Raw genomic sequence first — 21,386 nt, forward strand, 5'->3', positions numbered from 1 at the left:
AAAAATCGTTTCGAGAAGTTGCTGAAAAAATGAACTTTCAGGTTCTGGAGTTTAATGGTGAAGGGAATCACGTTCATGCACTGATTGAGTACCCGCCTAAGCTTTCAATCTCTCAAATAGTGAACGGCTTTGAAAGGAGTCTCTAGTCGTCGCTACGGACAGGCTGGACACAAGAAACCCCACAAAGAAGCTTTATGGAGTCCTAGTTATTTTGCGGTTTCTCTCGGTGGTGCACCCCTAGATGTGCTGAAGGAGTATATTAAGAATCAAGAAAAGCCGTCCTAAAAGGACGGGGCTTGTATCCCATTTTCTTTGTCAAGTCCGAACCAAAAAGTCTTAAAATATACAATAAGTCACGTATATTAAAAACAGTCGCCAATTTGCAATCATTCTTTACAATATTCAGTACAGCACACCCACCCCTAACTCTTCCTGACAGGAGAGAGCACAGTCTAGTTGGATCGAAGACAATAAACATGGCGACTTCCATGAAAGCTCGTGCAGTTTCTCTAGTCTCAGGTTTGTTCAGGTTATTTGCAGCCAGTTACGAGGAGAGTTGACCACCCGTGCTCCAACGCATCAAACAAGACTTAAAAAACGACCTGATCGCAGGCCTTTTGGTAGTGATACCCTTAGCTACCACCATCTGGCTGACAATCACTGTCGCCAGTTGGGTCATTAATTTTCTCACCAAAATTCCCAAGCAAATTAACCCTTTTGACGGCCTCAACCCGATTTTGGTGAATTTTCTCAATCTCTTGGTAGGGTTGGCTGTACCCCTGCTGAGCATTACGATTATTGGTCTGATGGCCCGTAATATCTTCGGGAAGTGGTTGTTAGACTTGGGCGAACGTCTATTACAGGCAATTCCCCTAGCAGGTTCGGTTTACAAAACCCTCAAACAACTGCTGGGAACTATCCTCAAGTCCAATGACAAATTTCGCCGTGTGGTTTTGGTAGAGTATCCCCGGCGCGGAATCTGGACTTTGGCTTTTGTGACCGGTACGATCGAGAATAATGATATTCCACCTTATCTTTCTGGCGAAAGTCCCATCGGCATTTTCATTCCCACTACTCCCAATCCCACTACTGGATGGTATGCTATTGTCCCGGAAGCAGATGTGGTGAATCTGTCAATGTCGATCGAAGATGCTTTTAAAGTCATCATCTCCGGCGGCATAGTCAACCCTAGCAACTCAGCTATAGTAACTACCGCAAACACCAAAGGGACAAAACTTGAATCCCTAATCCCCGATGCGAGATATCATCCTGTTCCAGTGGAAGAAGAGTGAACCAATACATCAGCAATCTTGCACAAAACCTGCCCACACGGAAATCGTGACTGAGGGCGGGTTTTTTAGCAGTTTTTCTGCTAAAGTCCAAGTCTATGCCTTCAAATAGCCTCTAGCAATCTCAACAATCCCCAAATTCCTAAATTCTCAATTTCTATTTAAAACCTATGAAAAAAGCCCGCGAAACCGCACGCGAACTCGCACTCCTTGGCATTAGCCAACTCCCAGCTAATCCAGAACTCTTAGAAGCCAAGAAACTGCAAGATGTCGTCCTCGCCGCCATCCGCACCCTGACTGCGGAAGTGCAAGAATCTCTAGAAACCGCAGCCTCAGAAGTGCAACGAGGTAGCGACAAACTCCTATCGAGCGAAATCCGCGCCTCCGATGTCGAAAGTGCTAGAGCAATGGTACGGGAAGCTGTGGAACTTACTCAAACGGCGATTAACCGTCTCGGTTCAGCCATGGAGTTTCCCGAAATCATCCAGCTAGCTAACCAGCAAGATGTCCGCAATTATGCTTTGCAAATCTTGGCAAAAGTAAGTGCGAACCGCCCAGAAATTGATGAGTTGCTCAAAGAAGCCCTCGTGGACTGGCAAATCGAACGTTTGCCTAGGATCGATCGAGATATCATGAGAATTGCGATCGCGGAAATTCTATTTCTAGGCTTACCCGAACAAGTCGGTGTCAACGAAGCTGTCCAACTAGCAAAACGGTACAGTGGCGATGACGGACATCGGTTTATCAACGGAGTATTGCGCCGAGTTGTCGATCGCATTAATGCACAAGCAGTTAGTCATTAGTCATTAGTCATTAGTCATTAGTCATTAGTCATTAGTGGTTAGTGATTAGTGATTAGTGATTAGTGATTAGTGATTAGTCATTAGTCATTAGTCATTAGTGGTTAGTGATTAGTGATTAGTGATTAGTCATTAGTCATTAGTCATTAGCGGTGCCCTGAGCGTAGTCGAAGGGTCATTAGTGATTAGTAATTAGTGATTAATCATCCTTCCCAATTCCCAATTCCCAATTCCCAATTCCCATTTTAATTTTAATTTTATGGTTTTTAATTGGTTTCGTCGCCAGTACAGCGAAAGTGGATCTTCTGAACAAGAAAATCTTCCCGAACAGCCCCAAGAAGAGTCACCAAAAGAATCCGCGCCCGCCCCGCCTCAAACAGATGCAGCAGATCCAAGTTCCCCCGCCATAGCAGAGGATTATTTGAATTGGGCGAAAGCTGCTTATAAAAATATTCAAAAACAGCAAAAACCGGAAACAGAAGTTACCCAGACACCAGTAACTGAGGTTCCAGCAGCCGAAACAGATATTGCTGAATCCGCAACTGTCGAAGCAACTGATGCGATCGAACTTGAGGCTCCCATAGCACAAGTAGTCGCAGAAACATCAGAAATTTCTGCACCTGCCATGGTCGAAGCAACCAATGCTTCGCCGACAGCCGAGTCGATCGCCATTGTTCAACCAGTAGCTCAACAATTAGAAGTTTCAACCCAACAGGGAGAAATTCCCGAACCTGCCATTTCTGTTCCCGATCCAGAATCGATCGCATCAGAACCAAATCCCGCAGCGACAGAAGTTAGGGCCGAAACAGCAGAAGCCCTGCCCTTTTGGGCCAGAGCTCAGGCCGATCGCATGGAACGGATCGAACGGCTCAAAGAAACCGCCCTCGAAGAACCAGAGGTAATTGCAGCAGCAGCAGCCAGAGCTGCAATTATCGAAGAAATTCCCGGTTTTGCCTTTGACGAAGGCTTCCTGTGGTCCTCAGAAATCCTCGCCAGTCAAGGCCGACGGCCAGATCAAGTATCTGTCGAAGAAATCACTTGGCTGCAAAAGCTGCGAAAAGGCTTAGAAAGAACCCGTCGTAGCTTAATTAATCGACTTAAGGCGATCGTCGGTCAAGGCCCGCTCAATCAAGACGCAGTAGCGGAAATTGAGACTTTATTGCTCCAAGCCGACGTCGGAGTCGCAGCCACAGACATTATCATCAGTCGCCTCCAAGCCAAACTCTCACAAGAAGTCCTACCGCCAGAACAGGCCCTAGCCTATCTCAAAACCATTCTGCGGGACATCCTCGATGCACCCTGTGCCCAAAGTGCCGCCGGCAATCCCGCTTACAGTCTAAATTTTGCCCCCGAAAAAGACACCTTCAATATTTGGTTGATTGTCGGAGTTAATGGCGCGGGCAAAACTACAACCATCGGTAAACTTGCCCACATTGCCCAAAAATCAGGATACAAAACTCTGATAGGTGCCGCGGACACTTTCCGGGCCGCCGCCGTCGAACAAGTCAAAGTTTGGGGAGCTCGCAGCGGGGTCGAAATTATTGCCAATCCTGGGAAAAACACCGATCCGGCTGCTGTGGTGTTTGATGCGATCGCCTCCGCCCAGGCGAGAGATACAGAACTCTTAATCGTAGACACCGCAGGTCGTCTGCAAAACAAAAAAAACTTGATGGATGAACTCAGTAAAATCCGTCGCATTGTAGATAAAAAAGCTCCTGGCGCTACCGTAGAATCTCTACTGGTTTTGGATGCCACACTAGGTCAAAATGGTTTGCGACAGGCAGAAGTTTTCGCAGAGGCTGCAAAATTAAGCGGAGTAGTCTTGACAAAACTCGATGGATCTGCTAAAGGTGGTGTTGCCCTAGCAGTAGTGCAGCAACTCGGTCTGCCGATCCGGTTTATTGGAGTCGGGGAAAGCATCGAAGACCTACGCCCGTTTTCTAGCTACGAGTTTGTGGAAGCCCTGCTGGATTTTAGATTCTAGATTTCAGATTTTTGATTGATGAGGTATCTGTAACCGTCCCAATTTTTTTGAGGCGGACAGACAGCATAAACATCCAAAATCCTCAACCTAAAACTAAAATCGTAGGAATTACCTACAGGAACAGGGTTTTCGATCGACAAAGGCTGTGCAAAAGACTAGATTAAGCTGTCACGCATCGAATTTGTAGGGTAATTTGAATTTAAATTCTTGTGGCTGGTGTTTCAGCTAGCCACCAAGATACAAATTGTTAAATGCAAAACAGATAATCTAGAAAATCATCTGGAAAAAAACTGGGTTTCAGTTCTGCTTCTGTGTAAGTGCTGAATCATTCCTCTTTAATTTAAAATCGAAAATCACAAATCTAAAATGACTGCTGTGCCTTTGCCTCGCCCCTCACCTCAACCTGCTGACCGCCCTTCTGGTCGCAATTCCATCGACGTGACGCCAGTCTTCGCGCTCAAAGAACTGGTGGCCCGCTTGCACCGCTACCAGCATAATGTTCAAGATATGTTGAGCTCCCTGGGATTTGCCCTGCGGACTTTTAATAATCTCAATCAATTTTTGGAGCTGGTTCCTTTGGTAGCGACTCGCGTTACCGATGCCGATGGCGGAGCTTTGGTACTGTTCAAGCCCAATGGTCAAGTCAGGTTTCAGCAGTTGCACTGTCAATCAGGACGGCAGTGTCAAGATATGCGAAAAGCACTGGAAATTGCCACTAAGCAAGTGACAACAGGTGTGGGAACCGGGGCTGAGTTTATGTCGGGTAACTCCGGGCAAACTTCTAGTCTAGATATTCAAGTCAGTCGGTTTTTAGGCCCGGATGTTCACTTGTTTGGTGCACCAATTTTACTGAATAATTTGGAACGGGGACGGCTGTACGTTTTTAGCAGCGAATCCCAATATTTGTTCACCGCTGGGAGACAGAAATTAGTCCGGTTGGTGGCAGATCAAACCGCAGTTGCGATCGCCAAAGATGAGCTAAATGTTAAATTGGCAGAGAAAGAGCGTTTAGACAGAGAGTTGGAAATTGGTGCAGAAATTCAAGTACGACTCTTGCCTCGTAGTTGCCCCAAAATTCCCGGTCTGGATGTGGCCGCCCGCTGTCAAACAGCTAGCAGAGTAGGGGGAGATTATTATGATTTTATTCCCGCCGACTATGACCCTATAGGCAAGGAACGGGAGTCAGAACAGAGCCCATCCTTGATCAAAAATCTCAAGTCAAAAATGGACAAGGGTCGCTGGAGTGTTGTTATCGGTGATGTCATGGGTAAGGGAGTACCCGCTGGTCTGTTGATGACGATGACACGGGGTATGCTGCGGGCAGAGGTTTTGAACCGCCACTCCCCTGCCAGAATTCTGCAACATTTAAACCGGGTAATGCACGCGGATTTGGAAAATTCCCACCGTTTCGTGACTCTGTTTTATTCTGAGTATGACCCAAAAACTCGGACTCTTTCTTACAGCAATGCTGCTCACCACCCACCTTTGCTTTGGCAAGCCGCCACTAATTCTATTGAGAGGCTTGATACTCTCGAAGGGATGCTAATTGGCTTGGATGCTGATTCGCGCTACCAAGAGGCACAGGTACAATTGCAGCCGGGAGATACTATTATTTATTACACCGATGGTTTTACTGATGCTGCTAATCAAGTAGGGGAGCGCTTTGATGAGGACAATTTGACGGAGGCTTTTCAATGGGCTTGTCAAAATTATCAAGAATCTGAAGAAATTTTGAACTATTTGTTCGATCGAGTTCACCAGTTTATCGGCATGGGCAACCAAAATGGAGACGATATGACCCTGGTGGTAATGAGAGTAACACCTGCTACAGAAGAAAATCAGCATGATAGTTAATTTGATGATTGAAACAACGGTTGGATTGAGTAACTGGATTAATTGGAACGATCCTGTGGATTTATTAGTTTGGAAATCTCATTTAAGTTCGACTGTGATTTTGGGTCAAAGCTATGAGATTTTTACTAATATTCAGAAGTCTTGGAACCATTTTGTCTCTAGTGGTCAAATAGCTGCTTTTGGTATAGGGCTATTTGTGGGCTGGTTCATTAAGGGAATATTCCGTTAGTAAGCCAACCAACTTCAAAAAAATGAAGACCCCGAAACCTGACTTCTTCCTTATTCCTTCTTTTCCCCCCTTGGGGGGGGGCTAGGGGGCGGTGATACCAAATCCTCTCTTCACCGGAATTATTAAACTCTCTCTTCTCGAACTTCGCGTACTTCGCGCCTTCGCGGTTAAATCATTCCGATACAACCGGAATTGATATGACTTCTTCGTTCTTCCTTCTTCCTTCTTTATTCAAAAATGACAAAACAACCAACAACTTGGAGTCAAAGATTTGAATCGGCTCTGCACCCAGCTATCGTGCGATTCAATGCGAGTATTGGCTTTGATATTGAACTGATTGAGTATGACTTGACTGGTTCGGTGGCTCATGCTAAAATGCTGGCGAAAACGGGGATTATTTCAGATTCCGAAGGCGAACAATTAGTCAATGGTTTGGAACAGATTCGTCGGGAATATCAACAAGGACTTTTTGTACCGGGAATTGACTCAGAAGACGTTCATTTTGCAGTGGAAAAGCGCCTGACGGAAATAGTCGGCGATGCAGGGAAAAAATTGCACACGGCTCGATCGCGCAACGATCAAGCAGGTACTGATACTCGTTTGTATTTGCGCGACAAAATTGCCCAAATCCGTCAGCAGTTGCGGGAATTTCAAGGGGTTTTGCTAGATATTGCTGAGCAAAATGTGGAAACTTTAATTCCAGGTTATACGCACTTGCAGCGCGCTCAACCAATTAGCTTGGCTCATTACCTGTTAGCTTATTTTCAAATGAGCGATCGCGATTGGGAACGCCTCGGCGATGTTAGCAAACGGGTCAATATTTCGCCTCTGGGTTGCAGTGCCCTGGCGGGAACTACTTTCCCGATCGACCGGCACTATACCGCCGAACTATTGCATTTTGACAGAATTTATGATAATAGCTTAGATGGAGTTAGCGATCGAGATTTCGCCATCGAATTTCTCGCAGCCGCCAGCTTGATCATGGTACACCTGAGTCGCTTGTCCGAAGAAATGATTCTCTGGTCGTCTCACGAGTTTGGATTTATTTCACTCAAAGATAGTTGCGCTACCGGTTCGAGCATTATGCCACAGAAAAAAAATCCTGACGTACCCGAATTGGTGCGGGGTAAAGCAGGGCGAGTTTTCGGTAACTTGCAGGCGATGCTGGTAGTGATGAAGGGACTGCCTTTGGCCTATAACAAAGACTTACAAGAAGATAAAGAAGCTTTGTTTGACACCGTGAAAACGGTACAAGCTTGTTTGGAAGCAATGACGATTTTGCTGCGGGAAGGCATCGCGTTTAACAGCGATCGCCTCGCCGCGGCCGTTACAGAAGACTTTTCCAACGCTACAGATGTAGCCGACTATCTAGCCACTAAAGGCATTCCCTTCCGGGAAGCTTATAACCTCGTGGGCAAAGTTGTCAAAACTTGTCTGTTGGGGGGCAAACTCCTCAAAGATTTGACACTTGAGGAGTGGAAAGAATTGCACCCAGCTTTTGAAACAGACATTTACAGCGCGATCGCACCTCAGCAAGTGGTAGCGGCTCGCAATAGTTACGGGGGTACCGGGTTTGAACAAGTGAGGAAATCACTGACTGCTGCGCGCGATCGGCTCAACGATTAATCTTCAGCGGCAGCCATATCTTTATCTCTGCCGCTACCAGTCATGGCGCCCATGCCACCACCGTTGCCTCCGTCAAATCGCCTTCTCTTGTTAGAGAACATATCTTGATTTCTGCGCTTGCGAAACTTGCGGGCGTATGCTTGATTTCGTTGTGCCTTCTCTTTCTTGAGATTACGGCGTTTAGCCATTCTGACCTCACTAATAAACATTGACAGTCCCCGGTCTAAAGACACGGGGATTCTTAAGACTTTGCAGCCTGAATATCCCTATTGCTAAGGTTTCCGGGCGCAATCCTTTCGCCAAAAATGGCGGTCTGCTATCCTAGCATTGCAACTAGCTCCTCGGTCGTAACTTTCCCCCAGTCCAAGGGTAGGTTTTAATGTCTTGTACTGACAAGTGAAATTTTACCACGCCAAAACAAGGTGTTAACATGATTTGGCCTGATAGTCAATCAAGGCAGGATGAATCATGGAACTGCCTTTGTCTCCCTGAATTAACATCCAGGGGGTTTTCAGGCTATTCTTTATAACTAATATTCCTGAATTCAGGAGATACATTTAACAGATAGCGTGACTTGTAGATCATAGCAGGCTACAGGCAAAATTGAAAAAAAAAATCAAAAAACTCTTGACAAATACGACAAATGATAATACAACCGGGTGACTTAGCTCCTGAGTTCTGTTGGCCCGATGGTGGGAGTAATTTTATGCCTCTGGCAGATTTCCGATAGCATCAAATTATACTCTAGTTTGAGCTAGAGCTGCTACAGATTCCCCAAAAAATATCGGAAAAAAATTTAGAGACATCACTGAAACTACGTTGGCGATCGACCATGATGTTAGGATTGGAAAGGTTTAAAATTTCCGAACCCTCTTCCCAAAGCTTTTGAGTTTATGCGTCGATTGTGGCAGATTGGACAAACAGTGCTAGGACTAATATTTCGACATCCCGTCACTGGTACTGGCATTATCCCCCTATTACCTGATGGTCGAATTGTCCTAATTCGTCGGCGTGACAACGGTTGCTGGGCACTGCCGGGAGGTATGGTGGATTGGGGCGAAAATATTACGACTACAGTCCGCCGGGAATTGGCTGAAGAAACAGGGCTAGAGCTAGTAAAAATCCGCCGTTTGGTGGGGGTATACTCAGAGCCCGATCGCGATCCTCGACTTCACTCTATTTGTATCGTTGTCGAAGCCGAAGTCCAGGGAACAATTCAAATTCAGGATACCCTCGAAATCAGCCAAGTAGAAGCTTTTTTACCCACATCCCTACCGAGCGGCGAATTCAGCCACGATAGCGACAAGCATTTGCAGGACTATTTTCAAGGTCTGACAATTGTAAATTGAAACGAAGTGCAGCTAAATTTTAGTCAAATTTTGAATCAATTTTTATAAATAACCACTCAACCTGGGATGAAGGTTCTTTTGATTAATGAATATTTAACCGGATGTACTCACAGCTACGAAATTCTCGCATCAAACTTTCTTTAGGACAAATATTCTGGCACGAAGTCGGTCAGGGGCAAAACTTGGTATTTTTGCACGGTTCTTGGGACAATAGCAATCAGTGGCTGAAGACGATCGCATATTTATGTCCCCATTACCACTGTTTTGCACCAGATTTACTGGGATTTGGCGATTCAGAACGCCCTAAGATGAATTATTCCATCGACGTCGAAGTAGAATGTCTCGCCCAATACTTCGACACGTTAAATCTGCAAGAGGTTTATTTGATTGGTCACTCCTTGGGTGGCTGGGTAGCCACTAGCTACGCCCTTAAATATCCCGATCGAGTCAAAGGTTTGGTGTTGTTAGCGCCCGAAGGGGTGAATGCCGGCACTAGGCGAGGACGCTGGGAAATGGCTAGGTTGCTGACGGGTACACCTCCTGTGGCTTACTGGCTGCTGCGATCGATTTATCCCATTGCTAAGTTGTTTGGTAGTCCCAATAAGATTGAGGAGCTACTCAAATTCAGAAAGCAGTTGATAGATTCCCCAGTGGCGATGAAATTGCTATTTAGGCGGCGACGAGCCGAAATTAAGGCAGAGTTGGTTGACGAGAAGTTGTCTGAGCTGACAGTTCCTTTATTGTTGTTAGAGGAATCTCAACATCAGGCTGATGCTTCCTCGTCTCTGTGTCAGTCCTATGCTGCTCTGGCGACGAGGGCAGAGATTGAATTTATCAATTCTGAGAGTATAAATTTACTGGTAGAATACCCGGATTTGGTGGCAAAGTATATTGGGGAATTTGCCAAGCATGGAAATCTCAACTCAAAAAGTGATTGAGACCCCAAAAAATAGCTTCTGGGGTGTCAATTACCCTGGCAGCGGTGTCAGGAAAGGTGGTGGCGAGATATTGTAACAACAAAGTGCGATCGCCCCCTGTCAAGGCTATGTGGCTATTAGGAAACAAGCCCAGCCAATCTTCAATAAAATCATTGACGGCGGCTACCACACCGCGCACCACTCCGCTGACAATGGCGCTCTCGGTATCCCCAGCCCAGCGCCCTGTCTGACGATCGGGTAACATCACTACAGGTAAACCAGCAGTTTTCTCTCCCAGAGACCACAATTGCAACCCTAAACCCGGTAGAATAGCGCCCCCAACTAAACGCCTATTGACATCGGCTCCAGTAAATGTTAAAGCTGTACCAGTATCTATAACTAAGATTGGCCAACCTAATTGGGTGCCAGCGCCCAACAAAGTCAAAGCTCTGTCAATTCCCAGCGTCGGATAGAGTCCCTCGATCGGTAACTGGTCTAAAGTAATAATTCGGCTATCAGGATAACTCTGCCAAAGTGTGGTTTGATCTGGCACTACTGAAGCCAAAACTAGAGGTAATACACCCAACTCTGGTTGGCCAAGTGGCGCAAGTTCGGGATTAGTAGAAATGAGCTTTTGAGCAGATTGTTTCTCGATCGACTCGATGACTGTCCGCACTAGAAATTCTGTCATTTCATCCTGAGATAGATGCTGCACAGCCTGAATACTCAAATGCTTTGTCTCCCATGTTTTTTGGAGATTTTTGCCCTTGAATAATCCCCAGTGCAAACGGGAATTGCCGATCGCCAAAGCTATGGTCATCTCCGTTTTACTATTTAATCCAGAGATAAAATTGACAGTGTTTGTTGGCGGGGAGAATTTTTTAGCACTTGGGTTTGTCATCTTGATTAACAGAGTAGGTTTAAATAAAGATTGAACTAAAGATAGATTTTAGGTTGCTTTTTAAATCTAAAATCGGCGGTTGAGTCTAATATACCTCTCCCATATTTTTTGTGTAACAGCCACGACAGCCTGATAAAAAAAAGAATTTAAGAGAGAGGGATAATTGACATCTTTTATTCAACTAGCGCGGGTTGATAATTAGTAAGAGCTACTACAGAATGTTGGTGAAAGCGTTATTATAAGTATAATGTAAAGCGAGCGTAGCTAAGCTAGAGCTGCATCCTTTATAATATTTAAGAAGAGACAACAGTCCGGGTAAGTTTGCTAAGGCTGTTGGTGGGGTAAGCATAGGTATAAAAGACCAGAGCAAATAAAGATAGTTCAAAAAATCCGAGTAAATATGTCTTTAAAGATACATCAAAAAAAAACCTCGCCAAAATCAACTTCCACGTTGGCTGAAGCAGACAAATGGAGACAAGAAGCAGGTCTTTCGTTACCCGAAATAAACGAACAAAAAGCCCTGATCGTGCAGATGCAGCAGCAAGTTCAACTATCAAATTTGTTGAACCAAATTAACAACGAAATTCGTAGCACTCTTGACATAGAACAAATTTTAACATCGGCGTGCCGATTGCTGGGTCAAGTGCTAAATTGTAGCCGAGCGAGTATTTTAGTCAAAGAATCAAATACAGACAAAACTTTGATTACGCGAGGAGAATACAACGCGGGAGACTATCCCATACAGTTAGGTATGAAAGTACCCGTGGTTGGCAACCCGCACTTGGAAGCGATTATATCTCAACAAGAGTCCCTAGCCGTAACCAAGTTTATCGATTTTCCAGGATTGAACGAACGCAGTAGAAAAATTGCCATAGATTTAGAAATTAAGTCTATGCTGGCAGTAGCTACTCGTTACCAAGGAGAAGTGAATGGAGTAATTGGGCTGCACCAGTGCGATCGCGAACGGGAATGGACGGATTGGGAACGACAGTTGTTAGAAGGGGTAGCTTCGCAATTGGCGATCGCCATCAATCAAGCTAAATTGTATAGCCAAACCCTGCGCCAAGCCGAACAGGAATCGCTGCTGCGACTGATCGGCAACCAAATTCGTAGTACCCTAGACCTCAATACCATCCTCGACACAGCAGTAAGAGAAGTCCGTCAACTTTTGCAGTGCGATCGGGTAATTATCTATCAATTTCAAGACAACTGGCGAGGAAAAGTAGTCGTTGAAGATATGAGTGTTCCTTGGCCTTCAATTTTAGGAGATATGGGAGCAGACAAGTGTTTTAAGGGGGATTATGCCGATTTTTACCAGCAAGGACGAGTCAGAGCAATCAATGATGTTTTTAATGCCAATTTAGAGCCTTGTCACATAGACTTTTTAGATAGCTTGCAGGTAAAAGCGAATCTGATCGTACCCATTGTCACATCGAGAAATCCCGAAAAATCACCCAAAAATTCCCTAAACTTCGATCCAGAATTACCCGGTAGGCTGTGGGGCTTGCTAATTGCTCACGAGTGTGGCGATATTCGGAATTGGGAGCAGCAAGAAATGGAGTTACTGTCGCAAATAGCGGACCAAATGGCGATCGCCATTCAGCAAGCCGAACTCTACAGCCAAGTCCAAGCAGCAGCCGTAAAATCCCAAGCTCAAACCCAACAGTTACAGGCTACATTAGAAGAACTGCGATCGACTCAACAGCAATTAATTCAAAGTGAAAAAATGTCCGCTTTGGGGCAAATGGTGGCAGGTATTGCCCACGAAATTAACAACGCAAATAATTTCATTCACGCTAATTTGTATCATACCCAAGAATATGTCAAAACCTTAACAGAAGCCCTGGAATTCTGTAGTAAATCTTGCCCAGAAGCAGGAGATGCGATCGCCCAAATCAATGAAGAACTAGAACTAGATTACATTCGCCAAGACTTTCCACCCTTGCTCAATTCCATGATAGAAGGCAGCAACCGGATTCGCTCAATCGTGACCACACTACGGAGTTTTTCCCGCTTAGACCACTCCGAATTTAAAACGGTTGATTTGAATGAAGGTTTAGAGAATAGTTTGTTGATGCTGCAAAACAAAGTAAAGCCAGAGATAAAAATCAATAAAATCTACGGCCAATTACCAATTTTCCAATGTCATGCAGGTCAAATCAATCAAGTATTTTATAACTTGATTGACAATGCTTTAGATGCCATAAATTCCACTAAAAAACCAGGAGAATTAACAATTCGCACCGAGGTCAAGGAAACCGGGTGGGTAAAAATTTCTATCAGCGACAATGGTCCCGGCATTCCTGCGGAAATTCAGCACAAAATTTTCGATCCCTTTTTTACTACTAAACCTGTAGGAAAAGGCACGGGTTTGGGACTATCAGTGTGTTACCAAGTGATTGTTCAAGCTCATGGTGGCAAGATTAACTGTGTCAGCAAAGTTGGTGAAGGAACCGAATTAATTGTGGAGTTACCCCTCGCAAATCACAAAGGTTAAATTCCTCAAAATCTTCTGGAACAAACCGGGAGAGCACCGCCAAAAGCCACAGCAAAGCCCCTAGAGTTGATTGCTAAAGCCTTACAGGAGGGCAATCATGCGGAATGAGTCAGATTTTGACATTCGGCAAAATTTCCGGATCAAAGTTATTGATGATGAAAGTTAAGTATCTCTATTAGACATCTCCCATAATTATTGTGGAATAGGCTGGATAGCCTGTTCTTCATAGGCTTTTTGGGAGAAGTCTATTAAGTATGGGCAAGTAATTGTACCAATTTTAAAAAAGAATGCAACAGTAGTCTTGTCCCTCCCCTTTATAAGGGGGGGTTAGGGGGGGTCAAAGATTGTTGCACGATTTTAGAGAAATGGTATTACCTACAACATTTAAACAGGGGCAATCAAGCCTTCAGATGCTTATTGGGCAAGCATTTGGATGGTATAAAAATTGTTGATTAATTTGCTTGCACGTACTTAGAGCTAATGTTTTGTGGCAGTGAATGACAACTATAAAGAAAGTCCAAACTCTGGTTTTCAGTCACTTCTAATGCTTAATTACTCATCCTCAAAATAGAAACTATGGCTACTTCCTTGACTGGTACTTTGGGTCAAACCAATAATTACAGCAGTGTCAATGACCTAATCGCAAAATGGCCGACTATCGCCCGGAGTCTAGGCATCAAACTATCTGGGGTATCTTTTGATGGCGTGGAAACAGACTATCTAAATTCTACTCAAATCAGCAACCTCACTTTGGCAACCAATGAAAACCCTAAAAGCTGGTTAAGTTACGGCAATAGTGCTGGTATTGGTGTCGCATCTTCTTATGCTGGTTGGTTCACAGACCCCAATAAAATTCGGGCGGAAATCAACTATGACCCCAACACGAATCAATCTCAAGCCCTGAAGGTGAAATGGGCAGATAACCAAGATATCACTAGCGCCACGATCGACCTGAGTGCATTGAGTCCCAAAACAAGTCCAGGATTAGGCGATCAAGGTAATGAAGTTGGTTTACTGCAAATCTTCAATAATGGAGTTTTAGTACCGGCTACCAATTTTACTATTAGTCGCCTCAACGCTCCGATCGCAGCATCAAAACCCCTCTCTGTGTCTTCAAATGGAGTAACTTTCACGGGCGATCGTACCGATGGCACTTTCCAATTCAAGGTACAATCAAATTCCACTAGCGTCGCTTTTGACGAACTGCGGTTCTCCGCCAAAGCCTACGATAGCCCCACCGCCGCCTACCTCGGCACCTCCTTCAAAGACGATAGTTCCGACTACCTAGTGCGGAGTATTCAATATCAAGGCCTCGATGTAACACCAACTCCAACTCCGACTCCAACTCCAACTCCAACGCCTGCAAATATCTTCCAGTTTCAGCAATCAAGTTACACAGTGAATGAAGGCGGCGTGGCGACGATTAGCGTTACTCGCACAGGTGGTACAGGGGCTGCATCGATTAACTACGCTACTGTTGACGGTTCGGCAAATGCTGGCGGGACAGCAGCCGATTACACTGCGGCCGCGGGGACGTTGAATTTTGCTGCGGGGCAAAATATCGCCAATTTCACGGTTACTGCTCTGAGCGATTTGAATTTGGAACCGCTAGAAACAGTGAATTTGGTGCTCAGCGGTGGCAATGTGGGCAGTAATCCGTCAATTTTGACGATTAATGATGTGCCGCCAATTCCGACTCCAACGCCTCCAAGTATCTTCCAGTTCCAGCAATCAAGTTACACCGTGAATGAAGGCGGTGTGGCGACGATTAATGTGACTCGCACAGGTGGTACAGGGGCTGCATCGATTAACTACGCTACTGTTGACGGTTCGGCAAGTGGTGTCGGGACTGCACCCGATTACACTGTAGCGGCGGGGGCGTTGAATTTTGCTCCAGGGCAAAATATCGCTAGTTTTACGGTTACGGCTCTGAGCGACATGATTTTGGAAGGGCCGGAAACAGTGAATTTGGTGCTCAGCGGTGGGAATGTCGGCAGCAATCCCTCAATTTTGACGATTAATAATGTGGTGCCAACTCCCACACCGACACCGACTCCGACACCGACTCCGACGCCCGGTCAAAGCACGTTTTTCTTCAGTGCGGCTACTTACAGCGTCAACGAAGGCAACACTGCACCCATTACAATTAATCGCAGTGGCGACCTTTCAGCACCAGCGACGATCGTGTTCCGTACAGGTGACGGTACTGCTCTAGCTACAGGTTCTATTCCTGATTACAATAGTGTGGCTCAAGCCGTCAATTTTGCGCCCGGACAAGCTAGCGCCCAAGTTCCGGTTCAAACTTTATTTGACAGTCTCACAGAGCCGAATGAGACAGTGAATTTGTTCTTGAGCGGCGGGAGTTTGGCAAGTCCGTCAGCAGCGGTTTTGAGTATTATTGATACTACTGCTGTGCCTCCGACTTTCTTCTCCTACGGTTCATCTACTGGTTCTATTGCTGATAGTAGTTTTGGAAGTTTTACGATTAACCGGAGTGGCAATACTGCGGTTTCGGCTGCGATCGACTTTTTGATTGCTGCCCCTGGTGGCGGTCAACCTGTCAACAACGCAGACTTCAATATTTTCGGTCAATATATTCCGACTGCTTCGGGAGGCACGGTGAACTTTAATCCCGGTCAAACTAGCGTTAGTCTGACGATTACCAATAATCCTGGTTTGACTGCTGGGGTGGTAAACTTAGGCTTTGGCGCAGGTCCCATAGGCGCTCCGGCATCGACTGCAATTACTCTGCTTTAAGGCTGTTAGTAGGGCAACGATCGCGAACCCTTTCAAGGTCGTACTCTTAGATGCTACACCTGTTATTCGAGTACGACCTTGAACCCTTGTATCTTGAAAGAAGTAGATTGCGATTTACCCTTGGGTGGGGGCGGGTTTTTGAGATTATTTGTCAGTTTTTGGCAATTATTATTCGTAAAACCCGCCCTTATAATTCTCGAATCGAAGCGATATAGTGTGGGGATTCCCGTCTGGTCAGCTAAAATCGATTCGATCGACCTCTCTTTTAAAATGCTTAACTGAGTTATAGGAAATTTGATAAAAATTTACAAAAAAAACGTGCAAGAATGTAATTCATAAGGTATGAATCACTGACTAGGAGGCACGCCATGGTAGCGCTGACTGAACGAGTCCAACGCAGATTGACGGTGGAAAAAGTCGAAATTGCCCCTGACACAACGGCAATTCGATGCTTGGACTGGGATAGAGACCGCTTTGATATTGAATTCGGACTCAAAAACGGTACGACTTATAACTCATTCATCATTCGTGGCGAAAAGACAGCCCTCGTCGATACCTCTCACGAGAAATTTCGCCAACAATATTTAGACACTCTCACGGGGGAAATCGACCCGAAACAGATTGACTACATAATTATCAGCCATACCGAGCCAGACCATAGTGGCTTGGTTAAAGACGTGCTAGCTTTAGCACCCCAAGCCATTGTCGTCGGTGCAAAAGTAGCAATTCAATTTTTAGAAAACCTGATACATCAGCCCTTTGAGCGACTGATCGTCAAAAATGGTGAGAAACTAGATTTAGGAAACGGTCACATTATCGAATTCGTATCGGCACCAAATTTGCACTGGCCCGATACTATTTTCAGCTACGACGCTAAAACTCAAGTGCTGTTCACCTGCGATGCTTTTGGGATGCACTACTGTTCCGACAGCACCTACGATGACGATTTAACAGCAGTAGAAGAAGATTACCACTTTTATTATGAGTGCTTGATGGCTCCCAATGCTCGATCGGTCTTGAGTGCGATGAAGCGGATGGCAGAATTGGGAGAAATTGGTACTGTTGCGACCGGTCACGGTCCCCTACTGCGTTACAACGTAGTGGAACTAACCGGGCGCTACAAAAAGTGGAGCCAAGAACAGACCAAGACAGAAACAACAGTAGCAGTATTTTACACATCGGACTACGGATTTAGCGATCGACTCAGCCAAGCCATCGCCCACGGAATCACCAAAACCGGTGTCGCCGTAGAAATGATGGATTTAAAAATCGCCGACTTACAAGAAGTCCGCGAACTCGTCGGTACAGCCGCCGGGATTGTAATTTGTTCCCCACCAAGTACCGGCCCTGCTGGGGCGAATGCCGAAGCAGCCATCAACACAATTTTAGTAGCAGCCAATAACAAACAATCCTTCGGTTTGTGCGAATCCGGGGGCGGGGATGATTCATCGATTTATCCCCTGCGAAACAAATTCAAAGAGTTGGGTTTAAAAGAGATATTTCCCAACATTTTAATTAAAGAAACCCCCACCGAAGCAATTTATCAACTGTGCGACGAAGCAGGCACCGACTTGGGACAGTGGCTGACGCGGGACAAAGCCGTCAAACAGATGAAATCTCTTGACAGCGACCTCGATAAAGCCTTGGGAAAAATCAGTGGCGGACTGTATATCATCACCACTCAAAAAGGCGATGTGAGCGGGGCAATGCTAGCTTCTTGGGTAACACAAGCCAGCTTTAAACCCCTAGGTTTAACCATAGCAGTTGCCAAAGATCGGGCGATCGAATCAATGATGCACGCCGGAGACAAATTCGTGCTAAACGTGCTAGAAGAAGGCAAGTATCAAACCTTAATGAAGCACTTTTTAAAGCGTTTTGCTCCGGGTGCCGATCGATTTGCCGGAGTTAAAACTCAACCTGCTACCAACGGTTCTCCGATTTTGACAGATGCTTTGGCCTACATGGAATGCGAAGTAGTCAGCCGGATGGAACTTTCGGATCATCATATCGTATATGCGATCGTCGATAACGGCCGCGTATCCAATCCCGATGCCCTGCCGGCAGTTCACCACCGCAAAGTGGGAAATCACTATTAGGAAGTCAGTTGACGGTTGACAGTTGACTGTTGGCAGTTGACTGTTGGCAGTTTTCAGGAGCAAGAGGGAAATTCAACGATACAGCAAATTCCACGTTGATAAAGTACACCAGTCAAGCGATCGATCGCTGTAGGGAAACGGCACTGCCGTGTCCTCTATCTTTGCTATGTACCTCACTTACCTAAAAAATGCTGTATATTGATTGACTGTCTGAGTCAACACACCCCAAACGTATTAGTAAGGTGCGTCAGCCGATGTTTTATTCGACTTCATCATTGACTATCTACTGACGCACCCTACAATTACAGTCCAGGCGCAACTGGCTACGCAAAAACTCTCAACGTTGGGTGCTTGTGGCGCACCTTACGGGGTTCTGGGTGTTGGGTGCGCCGCAAGCAACAAACCGGGCAAACCGTTGTCATTTAGACTCCATTTTAACTAGGGGAATTGCCAATGCCTGCCAATCTTTTAGAAGACCGAGATTACACAATTATTATTGCCAGAGGCGATGCCAGCAGACACCCCCAGCATCCTTGGTACGAGGAGTGGATAGAAGCACAGGCATCTCTGATCGACCTCGCAAAAAAATGTCAGCAATTTGACAGCGACGGCATCACCGTTTACGAAGCTTCTACTCCTATGTGGGAGTATAAAAATTCAAATGTTGCCCGGTTAGCTGAAATTTTGCAACGACTAAATACAGAACCGGATTCAGCAAAACCCACTGAAATTAATTTGGAAGAAGCTCTGAAAGCAACTTTTAGCGATTATTTCGCAAGCAAACCAAATCCCAAAGGGAAGAAAGGAGCAATAATTGTTGCAGTCCTCGATCAAAAACCCGCAAACCCCACTGCTGTCGCCGAAATTATTGTAAGTGCGACAAATAAAATAGATAAAGATGAAGAAATTGGAGTGAGCTTTATCCAAATTGGGGACGATTTGAAAACCAGGGAATTTCTGACTGACCTGGATACGAATTTACAGGATCGGGGTGCAAGGTTTGACATTGTAGATACCAAGTTTTGGCACGAAATCAAAAGAAGTTCTGTAGTTCAGTTTCTCATAGGTGCAATTAATGACTAATACTTTGACTCCTAGACTCGCATCTCAGGCCAAACCCCGCGACGTGCAGTTTATCCCGATCGCACTCGATACTTTTATTGTGCGATCGCGCACTTGGGACAGACTCAAATTTGAAGTCGAGTATTCGCTGCAAAAGGGTACGACAGCAAATAGCTATATTATTCAAGCTGACAAAACTGCTTTGTTCGACCCGCCGGGGGAGTCTTTTACTCAAAATTACCTGGAATTTTTGCAGAAACGGGTGGACTTGACCAAGCTGGATTACATAATTTTGGGGCATTTCAATGCTAACAGGTCAGTAACAATTAAAGCTCTGTTAGAATTAGCTCCTCAAGTAGCTTTGGTTTGCACGAATCCAGCAGCAATTAGTTTGCGAGCCGCTTTTCCCGACCAAGAATTAAACATTATGATCGTTCGGGGAGAAGAAACTCTCAACTTAGGAAAAGGTCACGCCTTAAAATTCATCGCGACTCCGACTCCTCGCTGGCCGGATGAACTTTGCACCTACGATCCGCAAACTCGAATCGTGTTCACTGACAAACTATTTGGAACTCACGTTTGCGGCGACCAAGTATTCGATGAAGGGTGGAGCGTTTACAGCGAAGATCGGCGCTATTATTACGATTCCCTGCACGCATCTCAGGCCAAACAAGTGCTGGCCGCAATGGATAAATTAGCCGATTTACCAACAGCATTTTATGCTCCCGGTCACGGCCCGCTAGTGCGTTATGGCCTCCACGAACTCACCAATTTGTATCGGGAATGGAGCCAACAACAAAACTCGAAAGACTTGACAGTTGCGTTAATTTATGCTTCTGCTTATGGCAATACGGCAACTTTAGCCCAGGCGATCGCCAAAGGAATTACTAAAGCCGGCGTGGCGGTGGAAACCATCAACTGCGAATTTGCCGAACCGGGAGAAATTCAAGAGGCGATCGAAAAATGCGCGGGATTTATCATCGGAACTCCCACCCTAGCCGGACACGCACCGACGCAAATTCAAACGGCTTTGGGAATTGTTTTATCTACAGCAACCAAGAGTAAGCTGGCTGGTGTTTTCGGTTCCTTTGGCTGGAGTGGAGAGGCGATCGACTTAGTAGAAAGCAAGTTGAAAGATGCCGGATATCGCATCGGATTTGAACCGATTAGAGCAAAATTTAAGCCGACGGCGGCGACGATTCACGAGTGCAAAGAAGCGGGAACGGATTTTGCTCAAGCTTTGATTCGATCGCAAAAATTGCGGGCACCGAAACCGCAGTTAGCCGCGGGTAGCGATCGCACGGAACAAGCAGTGGGAAGACTGGTTGGTTCCCTGTGCGTACTCTCGGCCAAGCGTGGGGAGGTCAGCAGCGCCATGCTTGCATCGTGGGTATCACAAGCAACCTTTAGTCCTCCTGGGTTGACTATTGCGGTGGCGAAGGATCGGGCGATCGAAGCTTTGATGTATGCCGGCGATAAATTTGTACTGAATATCTTAGCTGAAGGGCGACAGTTGCGGAGGCATTTCATGAAAAACTTTGCTCCTGGAGAAGACAGATTTGCCGGAGTCGAAACGATGGAAGCTAGCAATGGTTGTCCAGTATTAACCGATGCTCTGGCTTATCTAGAATGTGAGGTGGTGAGTCGGATGGAATGTGGCGATCATTGGGTAGTTTATGCAAAAGTCGAAAACGGTCATTTGTTAAATAATGACGGGGTGACAGCAGTCCATTACCGCAAATCTGGTAGTCATTATTAATGGTAATTTATTTTAGGTAGGCATCCTTGCCTGCCTTTGAGAGGCTGTTAAAGGCTCCTAGTAATTATCATTTAACCGCGAAGGCGCGTAGGACGCGAAGGAATAGAAGAGAGGATTTGATACGATCGTTCCTGATTCCTTTTACCAAAAAATTGGGTCTAAAGCCCCGTCCTTCTAGGACGGCTTTAATTTCCACTTATTGCAAATAATTGTTAAATATACGTATTTTGTAACTAAAAGCTTTCGCAAAAGTGATAAGATTTTGT

Annotated in this window: 15 protein-coding genes and 1 pseudogene; 14 read left to right on the forward strand and 2 right to left on the reverse strand. The window is 45.6% G+C overall.

Annotated elements, in window-relative coordinates:
* The 7 genes and pseudogenes from tnpA to argH form a co-directional block, all read left to right on the forward strand.
* Window positions 1-285 (forward strand): annotated as a pseudogene (gene tnpA / locus AAFP14_RS25850) (IS200/IS605 family transposase); the annotation flags it as partial.
* A 281-nt stretch (window positions 286-566) separates the two neighbouring features.
* On the forward strand, window positions 567-1,292 hold the full coding sequence (locus AAFP14_RS25855; protein ID WP_340523115.1) for a DUF502 domain-containing protein: 726 nt from the start codon (window positions 567-569) through the stop codon (window positions 1,290-1,292).
* A gap of 167 nt (window positions 1,293-1,459) precedes the next feature.
* Window positions 1,460-2,092: a transcription antitermination factor NusB gene (gene nusB, locus AAFP14_RS25860; RefSeq protein ID WP_341735038.1), complete on the forward strand. Its 633-nt coding sequence runs from the start codon at window positions 1,460-1,462 to the stop codon at window positions 2,090-2,092.
* A 256-nt stretch (window positions 2,093-2,348) separates the two neighbouring features.
* Window positions 2,349-4,073: a signal recognition particle-docking protein FtsY gene (ftsY, locus tag AAFP14_RS25865; RefSeq protein ID WP_341735039.1), complete on the forward strand. Its 1,725-nt coding sequence runs from the start codon at window positions 2,349-2,351 to the stop codon at window positions 4,071-4,073.
* A gap of 366 nt (window positions 4,074-4,439) precedes the next feature.
* A complete protein-coding gene (locus AAFP14_RS25870) occupies window positions 4,440-5,927 on the forward strand; it encodes a PP2C family protein-serine/threonine phosphatase (protein WP_341735040.1) in 1,488 nt (495 codons plus the stop codon).
* Complete coding sequence (locus AAFP14_RS25875; RefSeq protein ID WP_341735041.1) at window positions 5,917-6,156, forward strand: hypothetical protein; 240 nt, start codon at window positions 5,917-5,919, stop codon at window positions 6,154-6,156. The genes AAFP14_RS25870 and AAFP14_RS25875 overlap by 11 nt, the downstream gene beginning before the upstream one ends.
* Window positions 6,157-6,393: 237 nt before the next feature.
* Entirely contained in the window at window positions 6,394-7,782 is a 1,389-nt protein-coding gene (gene argH / locus AAFP14_RS25880) for an argininosuccinate lyase (RefSeq protein ID WP_341735042.1), read from the forward strand.
* Here the strand turns inward: argH and AAFP14_RS25885 are convergent.
* On the reverse strand, window positions 7,779-7,970 hold the full coding sequence (locus tag AAFP14_RS25885) for a hypothetical protein (protein WP_341735043.1): 192 nt from the start codon (window positions 7,968-7,970) through the stop codon (window positions 7,779-7,781). The genes argH and AAFP14_RS25885 overlap by 4 nt on opposite strands.
* Before the next feature lie 705 nt (window positions 7,971-8,675).
* Here AAFP14_RS25885 and AAFP14_RS25890 point away from each other — a divergent pair.
* Window positions 8,676-9,131: an NUDIX hydrolase gene (locus AAFP14_RS25890; protein ID WP_341735044.1), complete on the forward strand. Its 456-nt coding sequence runs from the start codon at window positions 8,676-8,678 to the stop codon at window positions 9,129-9,131.
* A gap of 101 nt (window positions 9,132-9,232) precedes the next feature.
* Window positions 9,233-10,069: an alpha/beta hydrolase gene (locus tag AAFP14_RS25895; RefSeq protein ID WP_341735045.1), complete on the forward strand. Its 837-nt coding sequence runs from the start codon at window positions 9,233-9,235 to the stop codon at window positions 10,067-10,069.
* Here the strand turns inward: AAFP14_RS25895 and AAFP14_RS25900 are convergent.
* Window positions 10,050-10,868 carry a pantothenate kinase gene (locus AAFP14_RS25900; protein WP_341735046.1) on the reverse strand — a complete coding sequence of 273 codons (819 nt, stop codon included), beginning with the start codon at window positions 10,866-10,868 and terminating at the stop codon, window positions 10,050-10,052. The two genes, AAFP14_RS25895 and AAFP14_RS25900, sit on opposite strands and share 20 nt — an antisense overlap.
* Before the next feature lie 481 nt (window positions 10,869-11,349).
* Here AAFP14_RS25900 and AAFP14_RS25905 point away from each other — a divergent pair, with 481 nt between their 5' ends.
* The 5 genes from AAFP14_RS25905 (at window position 11,350) to AAFP14_RS25925 (ending at window position 21,120) form a co-directional block, all read left to right on the forward strand.
* Window positions 11,350-13,446, forward strand: a complete 2,097-nt coding sequence (locus AAFP14_RS25905; protein ID WP_341735047.1) for a GAF domain-containing sensor histidine kinase — start codon at window positions 11,350-11,352, stop codon at window positions 13,444-13,446.
* Window positions 13,447-14,022: 576 nt separating this feature from the next.
* Window positions 14,023-16,203 (forward strand): Calx-beta domain-containing protein, encoded by a 2,181-nt coding sequence (locus AAFP14_RS25910; RefSeq protein ID WP_341735048.1) that lies wholly within the window; start codon window positions 14,023-14,025, stop codon window positions 16,201-16,203.
* Between the two features lie 368 nt (window positions 16,204-16,571).
* Window positions 16,572-18,299: a diflavin flavoprotein gene (locus AAFP14_RS25915; RefSeq protein ID WP_341735049.1), complete on the forward strand. Its 1,728-nt coding sequence runs from the start codon at window positions 16,572-16,574 to the stop codon at window positions 18,297-18,299.
* Window positions 18,300-18,752: 453 nt separating this feature from the next.
* Window positions 18,753-19,382, forward strand: coding sequence for a vWA domain-containing protein (locus AAFP14_RS25920; protein WP_341735050.1), 630 nt, complete (start codon window positions 18,753-18,755; stop codon window positions 19,380-19,382).
* Complete coding sequence (locus AAFP14_RS25925) at window positions 19,375-21,120, forward strand: diflavin flavoprotein (RefSeq protein ID WP_341735051.1); 1,746 nt, start codon at window positions 19,375-19,377, stop codon at window positions 21,118-21,120. The genes AAFP14_RS25920 and AAFP14_RS25925 overlap by 8 nt, the downstream gene beginning before the upstream one ends.
* Window positions 21,121-21,386: the final 266 nt, after the last annotated feature.

It is taken from the genome of Microcoleus sp. EPA2 (assembly GCA_020882975.1).
Classification (GTDB): Bacteria; Cyanobacteriota; Cyanobacteriia; order Cyanobacteriales; family Microcoleaceae; genus Microcoleus.

Excerpts from the sequence above, each read along its gene's own strand:
- AAFP14_RS25910 (WP_341735048.1), top strand. The coding sequence starts at position 14,023 with ATGGCTACTTCCTTGACTGGTACTTTGGGTCAAACCAATAATTACAGC.
- AAFP14_RS25890 (WP_341735044.1), top strand. The coding sequence starts at position 8,676 with ATGCGTCGATTGTGGCAGATTGGACAAACAGTGCTAGGACTAATATTT.
- AAFP14_RS25915 (WP_341735049.1), top strand. The coding sequence starts at position 16,572 with ATGGTAGCGCTGACTGAACGAGTCCAACGCAGATTGACGGTGGAAAAA.
- AAFP14_RS25900 (WP_341735046.1), bottom strand. The coding sequence starts at position 10,868 with ATGACCATAGCTTTGGCGATCGGCAATTCCCGTTTGCACTGGGGATTA.
- nusB (WP_341735038.1), top strand. The coding sequence starts at position 1,460 with ATGAAAAAAGCCCGCGAAACCGCACGCGAACTCGCACTCCTTGGCATT.
- AAFP14_RS25875 (WP_341735041.1), top strand. The coding sequence starts at position 5,917 with ATGATAGTTAATTTGATGATTGAAACAACGGTTGGATTGAGTAACTGG.
- AAFP14_RS25905 (WP_341735047.1), top strand. The coding sequence starts at position 11,350 with ATGTCTTTAAAGATACATCAAAAAAAAACCTCGCCAAAATCAACTTCC.
- ftsY (WP_341735039.1), top strand. The coding sequence starts at position 2,349 with ATGGTTTTTAATTGGTTTCGTCGCCAGTACAGCGAAAGTGGATCTTCT.
- AAFP14_RS25895 (WP_341735045.1), top strand. The coding sequence starts at position 9,233 with ATGTACTCACAGCTACGAAATTCTCGCATCAAACTTTCTTTAGGACAA.
- argH (WP_341735042.1), top strand. The coding sequence starts at position 6,394 with ATGACAAAACAACCAACAACTTGGAGTCAAAGATTTGAATCGGCTCTG.
- AAFP14_RS25925 (WP_341735051.1), top strand. The coding sequence starts at position 19,375 with ATGACTAATACTTTGACTCCTAGACTCGCATCTCAGGCCAAACCCCGC.
- AAFP14_RS25885 (WP_341735043.1), bottom strand. The coding sequence starts at position 7,970 with ATGGCTAAACGCCGTAATCTCAAGAAAGAGAAGGCACAACGAAATCAA.
- AAFP14_RS25920 (WP_341735050.1), top strand. The coding sequence starts at position 18,753 with ATGCCTGCCAATCTTTTAGAAGACCGAGATTACACAATTATTATTGCC.
- AAFP14_RS25870 (WP_341735040.1), top strand. The coding sequence starts at position 4,440 with ATGACTGCTGTGCCTTTGCCTCGCCCCTCACCTCAACCTGCTGACCGC.